Below are 15869 nucleotides of genomic sequence, written 5' to 3'. Positions count from 1 at the left end.
TGTTCAAAACTGAGCGGTAAGTGAGCGATCACTTACCGTTTTGTATTTTGCGTAAGGCTCAGTAAAAGGCGTGTTCAGTCATGAAGTTAATCAGGCTGGTCAGTTTGGCGCGCGGCCTGAAATCGGGCAGATAAACCAGATGCACTGCCCGGGGTTTCGGGATAAAAGACTCAAGTACCGGGATCAGTTGTCCGCTGGCGATATCTTCGGCCAGTAACACTTTGGGTTGCAGCAACAAACCGGCGCCTTCCAGTGCGGCAGCGCGCAGCGCATGACCGTCGTTGGATACATAGCGGCTGTTAACCGGCCACGCTGACGTGGTGCGCTCTGCATTCGCCAGATGCCAGCCTTCACTCTGATTCCAGACGGTATGCACCAGGCACGGGTGCGTTTTCAGATCTTCCGGCGTCGCGGGCGTGCCGAAACGCTGTAAATAATCTGCAGAAGCGCAGATCACCATTTCATAAGGGTTCAGCGGCTTGGCGACCAGCCGGTCATCGCCAATTTCGCCAATACGGATCGCCGCGTCAAAACCCTCTGCGATCAAATCTACCCTGGCGTTGCTCAGTATCAGTTCCACGTTTACTTTCGGGTGTTTTTGCAGATAACGGGCCAGCATCGGCGCCACCACGCTGGAGCCGAGTGATACGGGGGCGCTGACCCGCAGCAGTCCGGTCGGCACGCTTTGCAGGCTTTCCATCGCGCTTTCGGTGAATTTCATCTGCTCCAGCACCCGTTTTCCGTTCTCGTAAAACACTTCACCGGCATCCGTCAGGCTTTGCTTGCGTGTGGTGCGTTGCAACAGGCGGGCATTCAAATACTTTTCCAGTTGCTGAATATGCTTGCCGACCATCACTGCTGAAATCCCCAGCGTTTCCGCTGCTGTACTGAAATTCCCGGTTTCTACCACGCTGATAAAGACCTCGATATTCCGCAACTTATCCACATTACAAACCCTGAGTTAGAACAGAATGAATAATACGATTCTATATCTAACCCGTAGTTTGGTGAAAGATGGTCCTGCAAACAACGTTGAGGAATATCTGATGAAAATTTTAGTGATTGGCGGGACAGGTACATTGGGTAAAGCCGTGATTCAGGAGCTTAGCGCAGACCATGAAATTGTCACCGCAGGCAAAACCCGCGGCGATTTTCAGGTCGATATTACCGATGAAAACAGCGTAAAAGCGCTTTTCCAGAGTACGGGAAAAGTTGATGCGATTATTGCTACTACCGGCAGCCTGCACTTTGGCCCGCTGGTGGAGATGACCGCAGCACAGTTCAATATTGGTTTGCAGAATAAACTGCTTGGCCAGGTGCGCCTTGCGCTGATCGGTCAGTCATTCCTTAACGATGGCGGTTCCATCACGCTGACCAGCGGGATCATTGCTGATGAACCTATTCGTCAGGGGGCAAACGCCACCACGGTAAATGCCGCCGTCGAAGGCTTTGTCCGGGGCGCGGCGATTGAACTGTCACGGGGTATTCGCATCAATGTGGTCAGCCCGACCGTAGTAGAAGAGTCGCTGAAAGCTTACGGCCCGTTCTTCCCGGGCTTTGAGGCTGCACCGGCAGCGCGCGTGGCGAAAGCGTATCGTCGCAGCGTGGAAGGGGCGCAGACCGGACGCGTTTATAAAGTCTGGTAAGGCGTAATTCTTTGAATAAAATAAAAAACCCACATTTTCCAATGTGGGTTTTGTTTGCTGCGAAGAGCGGCTTATTTACCGATACAGAAACTCGAGAAGATACGCCCCAGTAAATCATCCGAGGTAAATTCACCGGTGATTTCGCTCAGCGATTGCTGAGCCAGACGCAGTTCTTCCGCCAGCAGTTCACCCGCCCATGCGCCAAGCAGTTGATCTTTACCCTGAACCAGATGCTGTGCGGCCTGTTCCAGCGCCTGCAGGTGACGGCGACGGGCAAGGAATCCGCCTTCCATATTGTGATTGAAGCCCATCACCTGTTTCAGATGATCGCGCAGCAGATCAACGCCATCGCCGGTGCGGGCAGAAAGGCGAATAAGTGAGTGACCATTCACTTCCGTTTGTCCCAGCGCTTCGCCGGTGATATCCGCTTTGTTGCGTACAACGACAATAGGTAAACTCGCGGGCAGGCGGGCCATAAATTCGGGCCAGATGTCCGCAGGCTCGGTTGCTTCCGTTGTTGTACCGTCGACCATAAACAGCACTAAGTCCGCCTGTTCAATCTCATTCCATGCACGTTCGATACCAATGCGCTCAACTTCGTCGCTGGCTTCACGTAACCCGGCGGTGTCAATGATGTGCAACGGCATGCCATCAAGGTGGATATGTTCGCGTAAAACGTCACGCGTAGTGCCCGCGATATCGGTAACGATCGCCGCTTCACGACCGGCCAGCGCGTTCAGCAGGCTGGATTTACCGGCGTTCGGACGCCCGGCAATCACCACTTTCATCCCTTCACGCAGCAGGCTGCCCTGACGTGCTTCGGCCCGCACGGCATCGAGATCACCCATCACCGTATTGAGTTTGGCTTCGATTTTACCGTCGGACAGGAAGTCGATTTCCTCATCGGGGAAGTCGATAGCCGCTTCGACAAAGATCCGCAGGTGAGTGAGTGCTTCCACCAGATGATGAATACGGTTCGAGAAAGCGCCCTGTAAGGAGTTAACCGCTGAACGTGCGGCCTGCTCGGAGCTGGCGTCGATAAGATCAGCAATCGCTTCAGCCTGCGCCAGGTCGAGTTTATCGTTGAGGAAAGCCCGTTCAGAGAATTCGCCAGGACGCGCAATTCGCACGTTTTCCAGCGCGATAATGCGTTTAAGCAGCAAATCCAGGATCACCGGCCCGCCGTGGCCTTGCAGCTCAAGCACGTCTTCGCCGGTAAAGGAGTTCGGGCCGGGGAACCACAACGCGATGCCCTGATCCAGCGTGCTGCCATCAGCATCCTGAAACGGCAGATAATCGGCATAACGCGGCTTGGGCAGTTTACCTAAGACAGCCTGTGCCACATCACGCGCCGCACGGCCGGAAATGCGCAAAATGCCCACACCACCGCGGCCGGGTGGGGTTGCCTGGGCAATAATGGTATCTGAGGTGCTCATAGCAATGATCTCTGTTGGTCTTTTTACGGATATGCAAAAGGCGATCAAATGATCGCCTTTCTTTTTTATCATCAAGTTTAGCGGTCAGGACGAAAGCCGTCCTGACATTCACTTATGACTTTTTCTTGTCGCGGCTGTGCAGGCCACGTTTTTCCAGCCCGCGATAAATCAGCTGCTGCTGGAGAATGGTGACCAGGTTACTGACGATGTAGTACACCACCAGGCCAGACGGGAACCACAGGAAGAACACGGTGAAGATGACCGGCATGAAGGTCATGATCTTCTGCTGCATCGGGTCAGTGACGGTGGTCGGCGACATCTTCTGGATGAAGAACATCGTGATACCCATCAGAACCGGCAGAATGTAGTACGGGTCTTGTGCTGACAAGTCATGGATCCACAGGATGAATGGCGCGTGGCGCAGTTCAATGGAACCAGACAGCATGTAATACAGTGCCAGGAAGATTGGCATCTGAATAACCAGCGGCAGACAGCCACCCAGCGGGTTCACTTTCTCAGACTTATACAGCGCCATCATTTCCTGACTCATGCGCTGTTTGTCATCACCGATACGTTCACGCATGGCGGCCAGTTTCGGCTGCAACATACGCATTTTCGCCATCGACGTGTACTGTGCGCGGGTCAGTGGATACATGATACCGCGAACAATAAAGGTGATAACGATGATCGAGAAGCCCCAGTTACCGACAAACCCTTGAATGAATTTCAACAGTTTGAACAGTGGCTGAGAGATGAACCATAACCAACCGTAGTCAACCGTCAGGTCAAGGTGTGGCGCGATAGCGGCCATCTTGTCCTGAATTTCCGGACCAACCCACAGGATAGAAGCAACTTGTTGCTGTGCACCTGGTGCAACGGTAAACGGTGTGCCTTTAAAGCCAATCGTTGAAATACCGTTATTGGTGGTGGTGAAGAAGGTATTGGTGTCTTTCGCTGATGGGATCCACGCCGTTGCAAAGTACTGCTGCAACATCGCAACCCAACCACCCTGAGTCGTGACATTCAGTGCTTCGCTCTTATCGAACGCATACTTCTGATATTTGTCATCACTTGAGGAATATGCCGCGCCGCGGAACGTGTGCAGAGCAAAGTTATTGCTGCCGGTATCACGGTGCTTAGGTAATTCGGTGGTTTGTTTCAGCTGACCGAACATGGTCAGTTCAAGCGGGGCAGCCGTGGTGTTGTTGATGTTGTATTCAACGTTTACCGCGTAAGAACCACGTTTGATCACGAAGGTTTTGGTGTAAATCGCACCGTTCGCCGCCGTGTAAGTCATCGGAATGCGCAGTTCAGACTGGCCTTCAGCCATTGTGAAGGTATCGGAGCTCGCCTTGAACAGAGGGCGTTCACCGTTAGCCGGATTGTCTGGACCGTTTTTACCTGTCAGACCACTTTGTGCCTGATAGAGGAAATTAGGAGTAGTTTCCAGTAACTGGAAAGGCTGGTCAGAGCCCAAAGTCGTTGGGTAAGCCTTCAGCAGAGCCTGCTCAATGTCGCCACCACGGGTGTTGATCGTTAATGACAGCACATCACTGTTAACTGTAATTAATTTGCCCTGTCCGCTATCAGGAACAGCCTGATTAGTAGCATCACCGTTTGCAGTGTTCGCAGTCTGTTGCGTGGTCTGGTTGGCCGGTTGCGGAGCGTGGTCCGTTTGCCATGCCTGCCAGATCATGAAAGACACGAACAGCAGAGCGATGAGGAAAAGATTGCGTTGCGAATCCATCGTTAGTGTTCTCTGTTATTGTCGGTTTTCGGCGGTACGGGGTCATCACCACCTGGGTTCAAAGGATGGCATTTTAATACGCGTTTCAAAGTCAACCAACTGCCTTTTAACATGCCAAAACGACCAATTGCTTCAATACTGTATTGAGAGCAGGTTGGTCGAAAGCGGCAATGCGGCCCGAGCAACGGACTGATGAATAGCTGATAACCACGTATCAGCTTTATCAGGATGCGGGAGCCTGTCGGCAATGTCGACGCCATAATTTCTCCAACGCTTCCGTCAGCGCGCGATTATCTAAATCGGCGACACCCTTTTTGGCTACTACCACAAAATCCATCGACGGCAGCGTATGCTGATTCAACCGGAAACTTTCGCGGGTAAGGCGTTTGATCCGATTGCGTTCATGTGCGCGTTTGACGTGTTTTTTTGCGACGGTGAGACCGATGCGGGGATGCCCCAGCTCGTTCAGGCGGCCGAGTATAGTGATTTGCGGCGTGCCAGCCCGTTGTGGCTGCTGGAAGACGAAAGTGAAATGACGGGGAGTTAACAAACGTAACTCCCTGGGAAAAGCGAGCTTAACCACTAAATAGGTTAGCTTTTATTACTTAGAAGCTGACAGACGGGTACGGCCTTTCGCACGACGGCGAGCCAGAACCTGACGACCATTTTTGGTGGCCATACGAGCACGGAAGCCGTGGCTACGGTTGCGCTTCAATACGGACGGTTGGAAAGTGCGTTTCATGGCGATTTCTACCTAAACTTAAATTATTACTGATCAGTAAACGCGAAGACATTTCGGCGAAAAAACGACCGGTGCCTTTGTCGCAACATATAAAGAAGCGGGATTGTAATAACTGTACAGTCCTGAGTCAATTTACATTGCCAGAAATGGTTCAAGTGTTTACCAGAATTGCCCGTGGTCACACCGCAATATCCATCTGGTTATGACCATCAGGAACACAGGCTTCACACGTAGGGCTGAAGATTATACGGACTCTGCCGCAAATCGCAAGGATCCTCGCCTGATCCTTATCCACAGGCGTGCGATCTTTCTCGCAGTATGATGAAATTTAACTCAGCGGACTCCTATTTTTTCACCAGAGTGATGATTACATCGCCTAATTTTAAAAGGATCGGCTAAGCTTACCCACTTGCCGATTGCTGCCTGTGGATAAAAAGGATCTAATCTGTCAGGAAGGGGAGGATCTCTGGGCCGGATTGCGTTATGATCCGCCATTCCGATCGCGATCCCGGCTGGGATGCTATCGACAAAAACCGCAAAAAGCGGTTCGCACGTGACTTTACGCCACTGACAGGGTGGTGAGAGAAATTTTCCCCCATTAGCGGGCGGAACGTGTGCCAAAAATCATGATTTAAAAAATATCCTGATCCTTTTCTTTTTTGATACTTGTTCGAGTGGAGTCCGCCGTGTCACTTTCGCTTTGGCAGCAATGTCTTGCCCGTTTGCAGGATGAACTACCTGCCACAGAATTCAGTATGTGGATACGCCCCCTGCAGGCGGAACTCAACGACAATACGCTGGCGCTGTATGCCCCGAATCGTTTTGTTCTGGATTGGGTTCGTGACAAATACCTAAATAATATTAACGGCTTGCTTAACGATTTCTGTGGCACGGATGCACCGTTGCTGCGTTTTGAAGTCGGCAGCAAGCCGGTGATCCAACGCGTCAGCCAGCCTGTTGCGGCCAGCGTCAGTTCACAGGCTGCGCCTGCCATTCCGCGTCTGGCGCCTTCCCGTCCAAGCTGGGACAGCTCACCGGCTCAGCCTGAGCTGTCTTATCGCTCTAACGTCAACCCGAAACATACCTTTGATAACTTCGTAGAAGGTAAATCTAACCAACTGGCTCGCGCGGCGGCGCGTCAGGTGGCGGATAATCCGGGTGGCGCGTACAACCCGCTTTTCCTTTATGGTGGCACCGGTCTGGGTAAAACCCACTTATTGCACGCCGTCGGTAACGGCATCATGGCGCGTAAAGCCAATGCCAAAGTGGTGTACATGCACTCCGAGCGTTTTGTTCAGGACATGGTCAAAGCCCTGCAAAACAACGCCATTGAAGAGTTCAAACGCTATTACCGTTCTGTCGATGCGTTGCTCATCGATGACATCCAGTTCTTTGCCAATAAAGAGCGTTCACAGGAAGAGTTCTTCCACACCTTTAATGCCCTGCTGGAAGGCAATCAGCAGATCATCCTGACCTCGGATCGTTATCCAAAAGAGATCAACGGTGTTGAAGATCGTCTGAAATCGCGTTTCGGCTGGGGTTTAACGGTGGCGATCGAGCCGCCTGAATTAGAAACCCGCGTAGCGATCCTGATGAAAAAGGCCGACGAGAACGATATCCGTCTGCCCGGCGAAGTGGCCTTCTTTATTGCTAAACGTCTGCGTTCCAATGTGCGTGAGCTTGAAGGCGCACTGAACCGCGTGATCGCCAATGCCAACTTTACCGGCCGTGCGATCACCATCGACTTCGTTCGTGAAGCGTTGCGCGATTTGTTAGCGCTTCAGGAGAAGCTGGTCACTATTGATAATATTCAGAAAACAGTGGCCGAATATTATAAAATCAAGGTCGCTGACCTGCTTTCCAAACGGCGCTCCCGTTCGGTAGCCCGCCCACGCCAGATGGCGATGGCGCTGGCGAAAGAGCTGACCAACCACAGCCTGCCAGAAATCGGCGATGCGTTCGGTGGTCGGGACCATACCACGGTGTTGCACGCCTGCCGTAAAATCGAGCAGTTGCGTGAAGAAAGTCACGACATCAAAGAAGATTTCTCCAACTTAATCAGAACATTATCTTCCTAGCGCTATGAAATTTATTGTTGAACGTGAGCATTTGCTGAAACCACTGCAACAGGTCAGTAGTCCGCTGGGTGGACGACCAACGTTGCCTATTCTGGGTAACCTGTTATTACAGGTGACGGATGGCGCGCTGTCGCTGACCGGGACGGATTTGGAAATGGAGATGGTGGCGAAAGTCGCGCTGTCTCAGCCACATGAAGCGGGTGCCACCACGGTGCCGGCGCGTAAATTCTTTGATATCTGCCGTGGATTGCCGGAAGGCGCGGAAATTTCCGTCGCGCTCGACGGCGACCGCATGCTGGTAAAATCAGGCCGCAGCCGTTTCTCGCTGTCGACCTTACCGGCGACAGATTTCCCTAATCTCGACGACTGGCAAAGCGAAGTAGAATTCACCCTGCCGCAGGCCACGTTGAAACGTCTGATCGAAGCCACGCAGTTTTCTATGGCCCATCAGGACGTTCGTTATTATTTAAACGGTATGCTGTTCGAAACCGAAGGTGAAGAACTGCGTACTGTCGCGACCGACGGTCACCGTCTGGCCGTATGTTCTATGCCAATCGGCCAGTCTCTGCCGTCGCATTCGGTGATCGTGCCGCGTAAAGGCGTGATGGAACTGGTGCGTCTGCTTGATGGCGGTGACACCACATTGCAGCTGCAAATCGGCAGCAACAATATCCGTGCTCACGTCGGCGACTTCATCTTTACCTCTAAACTGGTTGACGGTCGTTTCCCTGACTATCGCCGCGTATTGCCGAAAAATCCGGACAAAACGCTGCAGGCAGGCTGCGATTTGCTCAAGCAGGCGTTTGCCCGTGCCGCGATCCTGTCCAACGAAAAATTCCGTGGCGTACGTTTGTATGTCAGCCATAACCAGCTGAAAATCACCGCGAATAACCCGGAACAGGAAGAGGCAGAAGAAATTCTGGATGTCGGTTACGAAGGCACTGAAATGGAAATCGGTTTCAACGTCAGTTACGTACTGGATGTGCTCAATGCACTCAAGTGCGAAGACGTTAATCTGTTGCTGACGGACTCTGTTTCCAGCGTGCAGATTGAAGACGCAGCCAGTCAGTCGGCAGCGTATGTCGTTATGCCAATGCGGCTGTAATCGGGCTATCTGACTTGTCATTTTGCGATCGGGCAGTGTTCGCAATGCCCACGCACCTGAGTATGCTCCGCTTACTGTAGCTGCACGCAAACTGACTGCGACGATGATGCCCTGGAATGGATAGTAGATGGCCTTAACGCGCTTACTGATAAAAGATTTCCGCAACATCGAGGCGGCAGATTTAGATCCGTCGCCCGGTTTTAACTTTCTGGTCGGTCCCAATGGTAGCGGTAAAACCAGTGTGCTCGAAGCGGTCTATACGCTGGGGCATGGCCGCGCTTTTCGCAGTTTGCAGGCCGGACGCGTGATTCGTCACGATCAGCCGGAGTTTGTTCTCCATGCGCGTGTGGATGACGGCGGTGATCGTGAATTGTCGATTGGTCTGAGCAAAAGCCGTCAGGGCGACAGTAAAGTACGCATTGATGGCAGTGATGGCCACAAAGTGTCTGAACTGGCACAGATGCTGCCGATGCAACTGATCACACCCGAAGGCTTCACCCTGCTCAACGGCGGGCCGAAGTACCGGCGGGCATTTATTGACTGGGGTTGTTTTCATCACGACCCCGGTTTTTTTATCGCCTGGAGCAACCTGCGACGGTTACTCAAGCAGCGCAACGCCGCGCTGCGACAGGTGAGTCGTTATGCGCAAATTCGTGCCTGGGATCAGGAACTGATCCCGTTAGCCGGGCGTATTAGCGAATGGCGGGCAGCTTACAGCGACGCGATCGCGGCTGATATCAGCGCGACCTGCGCGCAATTCCTGCCCGAATTCGCCCTCAGTTTTTCTTTCCAGCGTGGATGGGATAAGGAGACGGAGTACGGCGAGTTGCTGGAGCGTAATTTTGAACGCGACAGAGCCTTAACCTATACCGCATCAGGCCCGCATAAAGCGGATTTCCGCATTCGTGCCGACGGCACGCCGGTGGAAGATTTACTGTCCCGTGGGCAGTTGAAGTTACTGATGTGTGCGCTGAGACTGGCGCAGGGTGAGTTTCTCACCCGACAGAGCGGGCGGCGTTGCCTGTATCTTCTTGACGATTTTGCCTCTGAGCTGGACACCGACCGACGTCGGTTGCTGGCTGATCGCCTGAAAGCCACCCAGGCACAGGTTTTTGTCAGTGCGATAAGCGCTGAGCAAGTGACCGACATGATGGGTGAAAAGGGCAAGATGTTCCGCGTGGAACAAGGTAAAATAGCCGTTCTATCACAGGACTAAAAATGAGCGAGAAACGTTGATGTCGAATTCTTATGACTCCTCAAGTATCAAGGTATTAAAAGGGCTGGACGCGGTGCGTAAGCGCCCCGGCATGTATATCGGCGATACCGATGACGGCACTGGTCTGCACCACATGGTATTCGAGGTTGTGGACAACGCTATCGACGAAGCCCTCGCGGGCCACTGTAAAGAGATTCAGGTCACGATCCATGCGGATAACTCTGTTTCCGTACAGGATGATGGCCGTGGTATTCCGACCGGCATTCATGAAGAAGAGGGCGTTTCTGCTGCTCAGGTCATTATGACCGTTCTTCATGCTGGTGGTAAATTCGACGATAACTCGTATAAAGTCTCCGGCGGTCTGCATGGCGTAGGTGTTTCCGTCGTTAATGCCTTGTCGGAAAAACTGGAACTGGTTATCCGCCGTGAAGGCAAAGTGCACACTCAGACTTACGTGCACGGCGAGCCGCAGGATCCGCTGAAAGTGATTGGCGATACTGACGTAACCGGTACCACGGTACGTTTCTGGCCGAGCTTCAACACCTTCACCAATCACACAGAATTCGAGTATGAGATTCTGGCGAAACGCCTGCGTGAACTGTCATTCCTGAACTCCGGCGTGGCAATCCGTCTGCTGGATAAACGTGATGGTAAGAATGATCACTTCCATTATGAAGGCGGTATCAAAGCCTTCGTGGAATACCTGAACAAAAACAAAACCCCAATCCATCCGACCGTATTCTATTTCTCTACGATGAAGGACGATATTGGTGTTGAGGTTGCGTTGCAGTGGAATGATGGTTTCCAGGAAAACATTTACTGCTTCACCAACAATATTCCACAGCGCGATGGCGGGACTCACTTAGCCGGTTTCCGTTCGGCGATGACCCGTACCCTGAACGCTTACATGGATAAAGAAGGTTACAGCAAGAAATCCAAAATCAGCGCCACCGGTGACGATGCCCGTGAAGGTTTGATTGCTGTGGTGTCTGTGAAGGTACCGGATCCTAAGTTCTCTTCACAAACCAAAGACAAACTGGTTTCTTCTGAAGTGAAAACGGCCGTTGAAACGCTGATGAACGAGAAGCTGGTGGATTACCTGATGGAAAATCCGTCAGACGCCAAAATCGTTGTGGGGAAAATCATCGACGCTGCGCGCGCCCGTGAAGCAGCCCGTAAAGCCCGTGAAATGACCCGCCGTAAAGGTGCGCTGGACCTGGCTGGCTTGCCAGGCAAACTGGCGGACTGTCAGGAACGTGACCCGGCTCATTCCGAACTGTACTTAGTGGAAGGGGACTCAGCGGGCGGCTCAGCAAAACAAGGCCGTAACCGTAAGAACCAGGCGATTCTGCCGTTGAAAGGTAAAATCCTCAACGTAGAAAAAGCGCGCTTCGACAAAATGCTCTCTTCTCAGGAAGTGGCAACACTGATTACTGCGCTCGGTTGCGGCATTGGCCGTGACGAGTACAACCCGGACAAACTGCGCTATCACAGCATCATCATCATGACCGATGCCGACGTCGATGGTTCACACATCCGTACCCTGTTGCTGACGTTCTTCTACCGTCAGATGCCTGAAATTGTCGAGCGTGGCCACGTGTTTATCGCACAGCCTCCATTGTACAAAGTCAAAAAAGGTAAGCAGGAACAGTACATTAAAGATGATGAAGCGATGGATCAGTATCAGATTTCCATTGCGATGGACGGGGCAACGTTACACGCCAACGCCCATGCACCAGCCCTGGCGGGTGAACCGCTGGAGAAACTGGTGGCTGAACATCACAGCGTGCAGAAAATGATTGGCCGCATGGAACGTCGTTATCCGCGTGCGCTGCTGAATAACCTGATCTATCAGCCGACCCTGCCGGGGTCAGATCTGACCGATCAGGCGAAAGTTCAGACCTGGATAGAATCGCTGGTCGCGCGTCTCAATGAGAAAGAGCAGCACGGCAGTTCTTACAGCGCGATCGTGCGTGAAAACCGTGAACATCAGCTTTTCGAACCGGTTCTGCGTATCCGTACACACGGTGTTGATACGGATTACGATCTCGATGCAGACTTCATTCAGGGTGGCGAATACCGCAAAATCTGTGCGCTGGGCGAACAGCTGCGCGGCCTGATCGAAGAAGATGCCTTCATCGAACGTGGCGAACGCCGTCAGCCAGTGACCAGCTTCGAGCAGGCGCTGGAATGGCTGGTGAAAGAGTCCCGTCGTGGTCTGTCGATTCAGCGATACAAAGGTCTGGGTGAAATGAACCCTGATCAGCTGTGGGAAACCACCATGGATCCTGAACAACGTCGCATGTTACGTGTGACCGTGAAAGATGCCATCGCTGCTGACCAGTTGTTCACTACGCTGATGGGCGATGCGGTTGAACCGCGTCGCGCCTTCATCGAAGAGAATGCCCTGAAAGCGGCCAATATCGATATCTGATAATGGCGTGAGCTGATAAAGAGTCCGAAACGGGAAACCGCTTCGGACTTTTTTTTTCGTCTGACGCGACCCGCATTGCGGCTGGCTTTACAGCGGGTAATCGCGTTAGCATTGCGCAAGATTTCTTAAACTCTGAGGATGCTATGGCTATTGAATTAATTGCAATTGATATGGACGGGACATTGCTCAATCCGCAGCATGAAGTGACCCCTGCCGTTAAAAAAGCGTTGTCAGAAGCACGGGCGAAAGGTGTGCAAATCGTTCTGGCGACCGGCCGTCCGTTCGTCGGTGTGCAGCGTTATCTGATGGAACTGGATTTACAGCAGGACGGTTGTTACTGCATCACCAACAACGGCGCGCTTGTGCACAATGCGAAAGATAGCAGCGTAATTGCCGAAGTAGCCCTCAAAATTGAAGATTATCACTACTTTGAACAGCTGGCGCGTGACCTTGGTGTGCATTTCCATGCACTGACCAAAACCGATCTGTTTACCGCCAACCGCCATATCAGCAAATACAGCGTACATGAATCCTTCACCACCGGCATTCCGTTGCAATTCTGCCCGGCAGAGGAAATGGATCCGGCACTGACCTTCCCGAAAGTCATGATGATTGACGATCCGGACTTGCTGGATCGCGCCATCAGTCAGCTTCCTGCTGAAGCAAAAGAACGCTACACCATCATGAAAAGCTCACCGTATTTCCTCGAGATCCTCGATAAGCGCGTGAATAAAGGTGAAGGCGTGAAAGTACTGGCGGAAAAACTGGGTATCGCGCGGGAGAGCGTGATGACGCTCGGTGATCAGGAGAACGACATTGCGATGCTGGAATACGCCGGAATTGGTGTCGCGATGGGGAATGCGCTGGACAGCGTAAAAGCCGTCAGCCAGTTCGTTACCAAAACAAACACGGAAGACGGCGTGGCGTTTGCGGTCGAGAAATTTGTTCTGAACGTCTGAGCTTGTACCGAAGGAACCTTGCAGCCATGGAAAAACAATTAACTTCTGATGCCCGCGGGCATCAGCTCACCAACATTAATGTCTGGACGCCGGACAGCCAGTGGCTGGTGTATGACGTCCGTCCGCATGGCGGTTCTTTTAGCGGTTCAACCATTGAGCGCGTGAATGTCGAAACCGGTGAGACGGAAGTCCTTTATCAGGCAAAAGACGGCGCGCATGTGGGAGTGGTGACCGTCAGCCCGGATCTTCCTGTCCGTTATGCGTTTATTCATGGCCCTGAAAATCCTGATGCCAGCTGGCAGTATGATTTTCATCACCGTCGCGGAGTTATTGTCACTGAGCCCGCGCGCGAAAAGGCCATCACGCTGGATGCGATGGACATTACCGCCCCCTTTACCGCCGGAGCCCTGCGCGGTGGCACACATGTTCACGTCTTCAGCCCGGATGGTTCGCGTCTGAGCTTTACCTATAACGACCATGTGTTGCATGAACGCGATCCGGCGCTCGATCTGCGCAACGTCGGCGTGGCGATTTCAGGATATCCCGTTATTCCGCCAAAGCATCATCCCCGTGAATACGATGGAAGCCATTTCAGCATGCTGGTCAGCGAAACCACGCCCTGTCCTCACCCCGGCAGCGATGAAATCAACCGGGCTTACGAAGAAGGCTGGATTGGCCGTGAAGGCTATCTGAAACCGGATGGCAGCCGTCAGCGGTGGGCGCTGGCTTTTATCGGCGACACGCTTTCCGCTCGTGGTGAAAAGCACCCGGAAATCTTTGTGGTGGATTTGCCGCGCAATGATGAGGATTACCGTCAGGCGGGTGATAAACCTTTGCAGGGCACGCCGGAAATGCTGCCTGCGTCACCCGCGGGCGTGAAACAGAGACGGATTACTTTTACTGAAAATGGTATTGCCCTGCAACCGCGTCACTGGTTGCGCGTATCGCCGGATGGCGCAAAGATTGCGTTTCTGATGCAAGATGAAACCGGAGTGGTTCAGGTCTGGACGGTGTCACCTAACGGCGGCGCGCCGGCGCAAATCAGCCATTCTGAAAGCGGAATTCAATCAGCCTTCAGCTGGAGCCAGGACGGAAAATCTCTGGCGCTGGTATGCGATAACAGCGTGATGCGGCTGGACATGGAAAGCGGAAAGATGCAGCGGTTAACGCAACGATCAGAAAACGCACCCTGTGCCGATGCCGTAGTGTATTCTCCCGATGGCAGCAAAGTGGCGTTTATGCGTCAGTGTAACGGCTATGCGCAGATTTGCGTGGCCGATAGCGATTAGCGAACGATGTAAACCGGTCGGAACAGGCCGGTTTTATTGTGACTACTTCTTATGTGTCGACGATTTTTGCTGACGCGGCGTGGTCGTCATGGGCGGGATGTGATCGATATCCACACCGTTACTCAGCGCAATATTGTGTTCTTCACTGGCTTTGACGCGATCGCGCGTCGTCACTTTTCCGCTGCGAAAATAATCATAAGGCAGCAATACCGTATCCAGCACGGCGCTGAACGGCAAATCAATCAACAGCAGCGGCGTCATCGCCCAACTGGTGTCATCGCTTTTTATCATATTCACATCAGCACGTGCGCCTGAATAATATCCGGTGTCACCACCTGTATGGCTCATTACGCTGGAGCAACCGCTCGTCGCTAAAAAAACACATCCTGTCATCAGCGGCGTTAATGCAAATTTCGTCATGTTAGAACTCATCTTATGCTGTCAGGCTGAGCTTATACGTCAATGTGACTTATACCACTCAGCCCAAAAAATTAACAAAGCAAGCTGTAGCTCTGTGGCTGCGATCCCATTAAGTGTAATTACTATTTGAAATCTTGCAGGAATTCGCCTGCTCTCCCTGGATTTTAGCCCTGTCCCGCCATGTATTTTGGCTGTCATCATATAAACAACAGCCAAATTTTTTGTTTTTTCAGGCTTGAAATATGCCCTTTTGTCTCCATTTTAACTGTACGACGCAGGAGGAGAAACGCCGGAAGGGTTCTTCTGTCATCACTGTGACGCTGGTCTGTCCGCCTGGAAGGCTATTTAAAAAACTCGCTGAATATCAGGAGAAGTAGCAATGCGTAATTTTGATTTATCCCCGCTCTACCGTTCTGCCATTGGTTTTGACCGTTTATTTAATCTTATCGAATCGGGTCAGAATCAGGGCGGCGGCTACCCCCCTTATAATGTCGAGTTGGTTGACGAAAATCATTACCGGATTGCTATCGCGGTCGCAGGTTTTGCCGAATCTGAGCTGGACATCACTGCGCATGACAACATGCTGCTGGTCAAAGGCGCGCATGCACCTGGCGATACTGAGCGAACCTATTTATATCAGGGCATCGCGGAACGTAATTTCGAGCGCAAATTCCAGCTGGCTGAACATATTCAGATAAAAGCGGCCAATTTGTCGAACGGTTTGCTGTATATCGATCTGGAACGCGTCGTTCCTGAGTCGTCCAAACCACGGCGTATCGAGATCCGTTAATTCAGCG

The 15869-nt window shown here is 52.4% G+C and carries 15 protein-coding genes; 8 read left to right on the top strand and 7 right to left on the bottom strand.

Going from position 1 to position 15869, the window contains the following annotated elements; genetic code table 11:
* Nucleotides 1-58 precede the first annotated feature (58 nt).
* A complete protein-coding gene (locus DXU84_RS15995; protein ID WP_354567828.1) occupies nt 59-946 on the bottom strand; it encodes a LysR substrate-binding domain-containing protein in 888 nt (295 codons plus the stop codon).
* A gap of 100 nt (nt 947-1046) precedes the next feature.
* Between DXU84_RS15995 and DXU84_RS15990 the strand changes: the two genes are divergently transcribed.
* Nucleotides 1047-1646 (top strand): short chain dehydrogenase, encoded by a 600-nt coding sequence (locus tag DXU84_RS15990; RefSeq protein ID WP_126125283.1) that lies wholly within the window; start codon nt 1047-1049, stop codon nt 1644-1646.
* A 71-nt stretch (nt 1647-1717) separates the two neighbouring features.
* On the opposite strand, the gene mnmE is transcribed toward DXU84_RS15990, so the two are convergent.
* The 5 genes from mnmE to rpmH form a co-directional block, all read right to left on the bottom strand.
* Complete coding sequence (mnmE, locus tag DXU84_RS15985) at nt 1718-3082, bottom strand: tRNA uridine-5-carboxymethylaminomethyl(34) synthesis GTPase MnmE (protein WP_013577703.1); 1365 nt, start codon at nt 3080-3082, stop codon at nt 1718-1720.
* 112 nt (nt 3083-3194) lie between these two features.
* A complete protein-coding gene (yidC, locus tag DXU84_RS15980) occupies nt 3195-4829 on the bottom strand; it encodes a membrane protein insertase YidC (RefSeq protein ID WP_013577704.1) in 1635 nt (544 codons plus the stop codon).
* A gap of 2 nt (nt 4830-4831) precedes the next feature.
* Complete coding sequence (gene yidD / locus DXU84_RS15975; protein ID WP_013577705.1) at nt 4832-5089, bottom strand: membrane protein insertion efficiency factor YidD; 258 nt, start codon at nt 5087-5089, stop codon at nt 4832-4834.
* Complete coding sequence (rnpA, locus tag DXU84_RS15970; protein ID WP_071823635.1) at nt 5053-5412, bottom strand: ribonuclease P protein component; 360 nt, start codon at nt 5410-5412, stop codon at nt 5053-5055. The genes yidD and rnpA overlap by 37 nt, the downstream gene beginning before the upstream one ends.
* 18 nt (nt 5413-5430) lie before the next feature.
* Nucleotides 5431-5571 carry a 50S ribosomal protein L34 gene (gene rpmH / locus DXU84_RS15965; RefSeq protein ID WP_009637487.1) on the bottom strand — a complete coding sequence of 47 codons (141 nt, stop codon included), beginning with the start codon at nt 5569-5571 and terminating at the stop codon, nt 5431-5433.
* A 686-nt stretch (nt 5572-6257) separates the two neighbouring features.
* On the opposite strand from rpmH, the gene dnaA reads away from it, so the two are divergent.
* The 6 genes from dnaA (at nt 6258) to DXU84_RS15930 (ending at nt 14652) form a co-directional block, all read left to right on the top strand.
* On the top strand, nt 6258-7649 hold the full coding sequence (dnaA, locus tag DXU84_RS15955; protein ID WP_014333276.1) for a chromosomal replication initiator protein DnaA: 1392 nt from the start codon (nt 6258-6260) through the stop codon (nt 7647-7649).
* 4 nt (nt 7650-7653) lie between these two features.
* Complete coding sequence (dnaN, locus tag DXU84_RS15950) at nt 7654-8754, top strand: DNA polymerase III subunit beta (protein WP_013573353.1); 1101 nt, start codon at nt 7654-7656, stop codon at nt 8752-8754.
* A gap of 127 nt (nt 8755-8881) precedes the next feature.
* Nucleotides 8882-9970, top strand: coding sequence for a DNA replication/repair protein RecF (gene recF / locus DXU84_RS15945; protein WP_037033875.1), 1089 nt, complete (start codon nt 8882-8884; stop codon nt 9968-9970).
* Between the two features lie 19 nt (nt 9971-9989).
* A complete protein-coding gene (gene gyrB, locus DXU84_RS15940; RefSeq protein ID WP_013573355.1) occupies nt 9990-12404 on the top strand; it encodes a DNA topoisomerase (ATP-hydrolyzing) subunit B in 2415 nt (804 codons plus the stop codon).
* Nucleotides 12405-12547: 143 nt separating this feature from the next.
* Entirely contained in the window at nt 12548-13363 is an 816-nt protein-coding gene (yidA, locus tag DXU84_RS15935) for a sugar-phosphatase (RefSeq protein WP_153376204.1), read from the top strand.
* Nucleotides 13364-13389: 26 nt separating this feature from the next.
* Nucleotides 13390-14652 (top strand): DUF3748 domain-containing protein, encoded by a 1263-nt coding sequence (locus tag DXU84_RS15930; protein ID WP_153376202.1) that lies wholly within the window; start codon nt 13390-13392, stop codon nt 14650-14652.
* 42 nt (nt 14653-14694) lie between these two features.
* Here the strand turns inward: DXU84_RS15930 and DXU84_RS15925 are convergent, their stop codons facing one another.
* The gene (locus tag DXU84_RS15925; protein ID WP_013573358.1) at nt 14695-15072 is read right to left on the bottom strand and encodes a YceK/YidQ family lipoprotein; all 378 of its coding nucleotides are present in this window, start codon (nt 15070-15072) and stop codon (nt 14695-14697) included.
* Between the two features lie 379 nt (nt 15073-15451).
* Here DXU84_RS15925 and ibpA point away from each other — a divergent pair, with 379 nt between their 5' ends.
* The gene (gene ibpA, locus DXU84_RS15920) at nt 15452-15862 is read left to right on the top strand and encodes a small heat shock chaperone IbpA (RefSeq protein WP_013573359.1); all 411 of its coding nucleotides are present in this window, start codon (nt 15452-15454) and stop codon (nt 15860-15862) included.
* The last annotated feature ends 7 nt before the right edge of the window (nt 15863-15869 follow it).

Source organism: Rahnella sp. RcJ3 (assembly GCF_009498575.1).
Taxonomy (GTDB): Bacteria; Pseudomonadota; Gammaproteobacteria; order Enterobacterales; family Enterobacteriaceae; genus Rahnella; species Rahnella aceris.
Note: the sequence above shows the minus strand (reverse complement) of the source record. Positions and strands in the feature narration are given on the sequence as shown.

Coding starts and splice junctions, on each gene's coding strand:
- DXU84_RS15990 (WP_126125283.1), top strand. CDS start 1,047: ATGAAAATTTTAGTGATTGGCGGGACAGGTACATTGGGTAAAGCCGTG.
- mnmE (WP_013577703.1), bottom strand. CDS start 3,082: ATGAGCACCTCAGATACCATTATTGCCCAGGCAACCCCACCCGGCCGC.
- yidC (WP_013577704.1), bottom strand. CDS start 4,829: ATGGATTCGCAACGCAATCTTTTCCTCATCGCTCTGCTGTTCGTGTCT.
- yidD (WP_013577705.1), bottom strand. CDS start 5,089: ATGGCGTCGACATTGCCGACAGGCTCCCGCATCCTGATAAAGCTGATA.
- rpmH (WP_009637487.1), bottom strand. CDS start 5,571: ATGAAACGCACTTTCCAACCGTCCGTATTGAAGCGCAACCGTAGCCAC.
- dnaN (WP_013573353.1), top strand. CDS start 7,654: ATGAAATTTATTGTTGAACGTGAGCATTTGCTGAAACCACTGCAACAG.
- recF (WP_037033875.1), top strand. CDS start 8,882: ATGGCCTTAACGCGCTTACTGATAAAAGATTTCCGCAACATCGAGGCG.
- gyrB (WP_013573355.1), top strand. CDS start 9,990: ATGTCGAATTCTTATGACTCCTCAAGTATCAAGGTATTAAAAGGGCTG.
- yidA (WP_153376204.1), top strand. CDS start 12,548: ATGGCTATTGAATTAATTGCAATTGATATGGACGGGACATTGCTCAAT.
- DXU84_RS15930 (WP_153376202.1), top strand. CDS start 13,390: ATGGAAAAACAATTAACTTCTGATGCCCGCGGGCATCAGCTCACCAAC.
- DXU84_RS15925 (WP_013573358.1), bottom strand. CDS start 15,072: ATGACGAAATTTGCATTAACGCCGCTGATGACAGGATGTGTTTTTTTA.
- ibpA (WP_013573359.1), top strand. CDS start 15,452: ATGCGTAATTTTGATTTATCCCCGCTCTACCGTTCTGCCATTGGTTTT.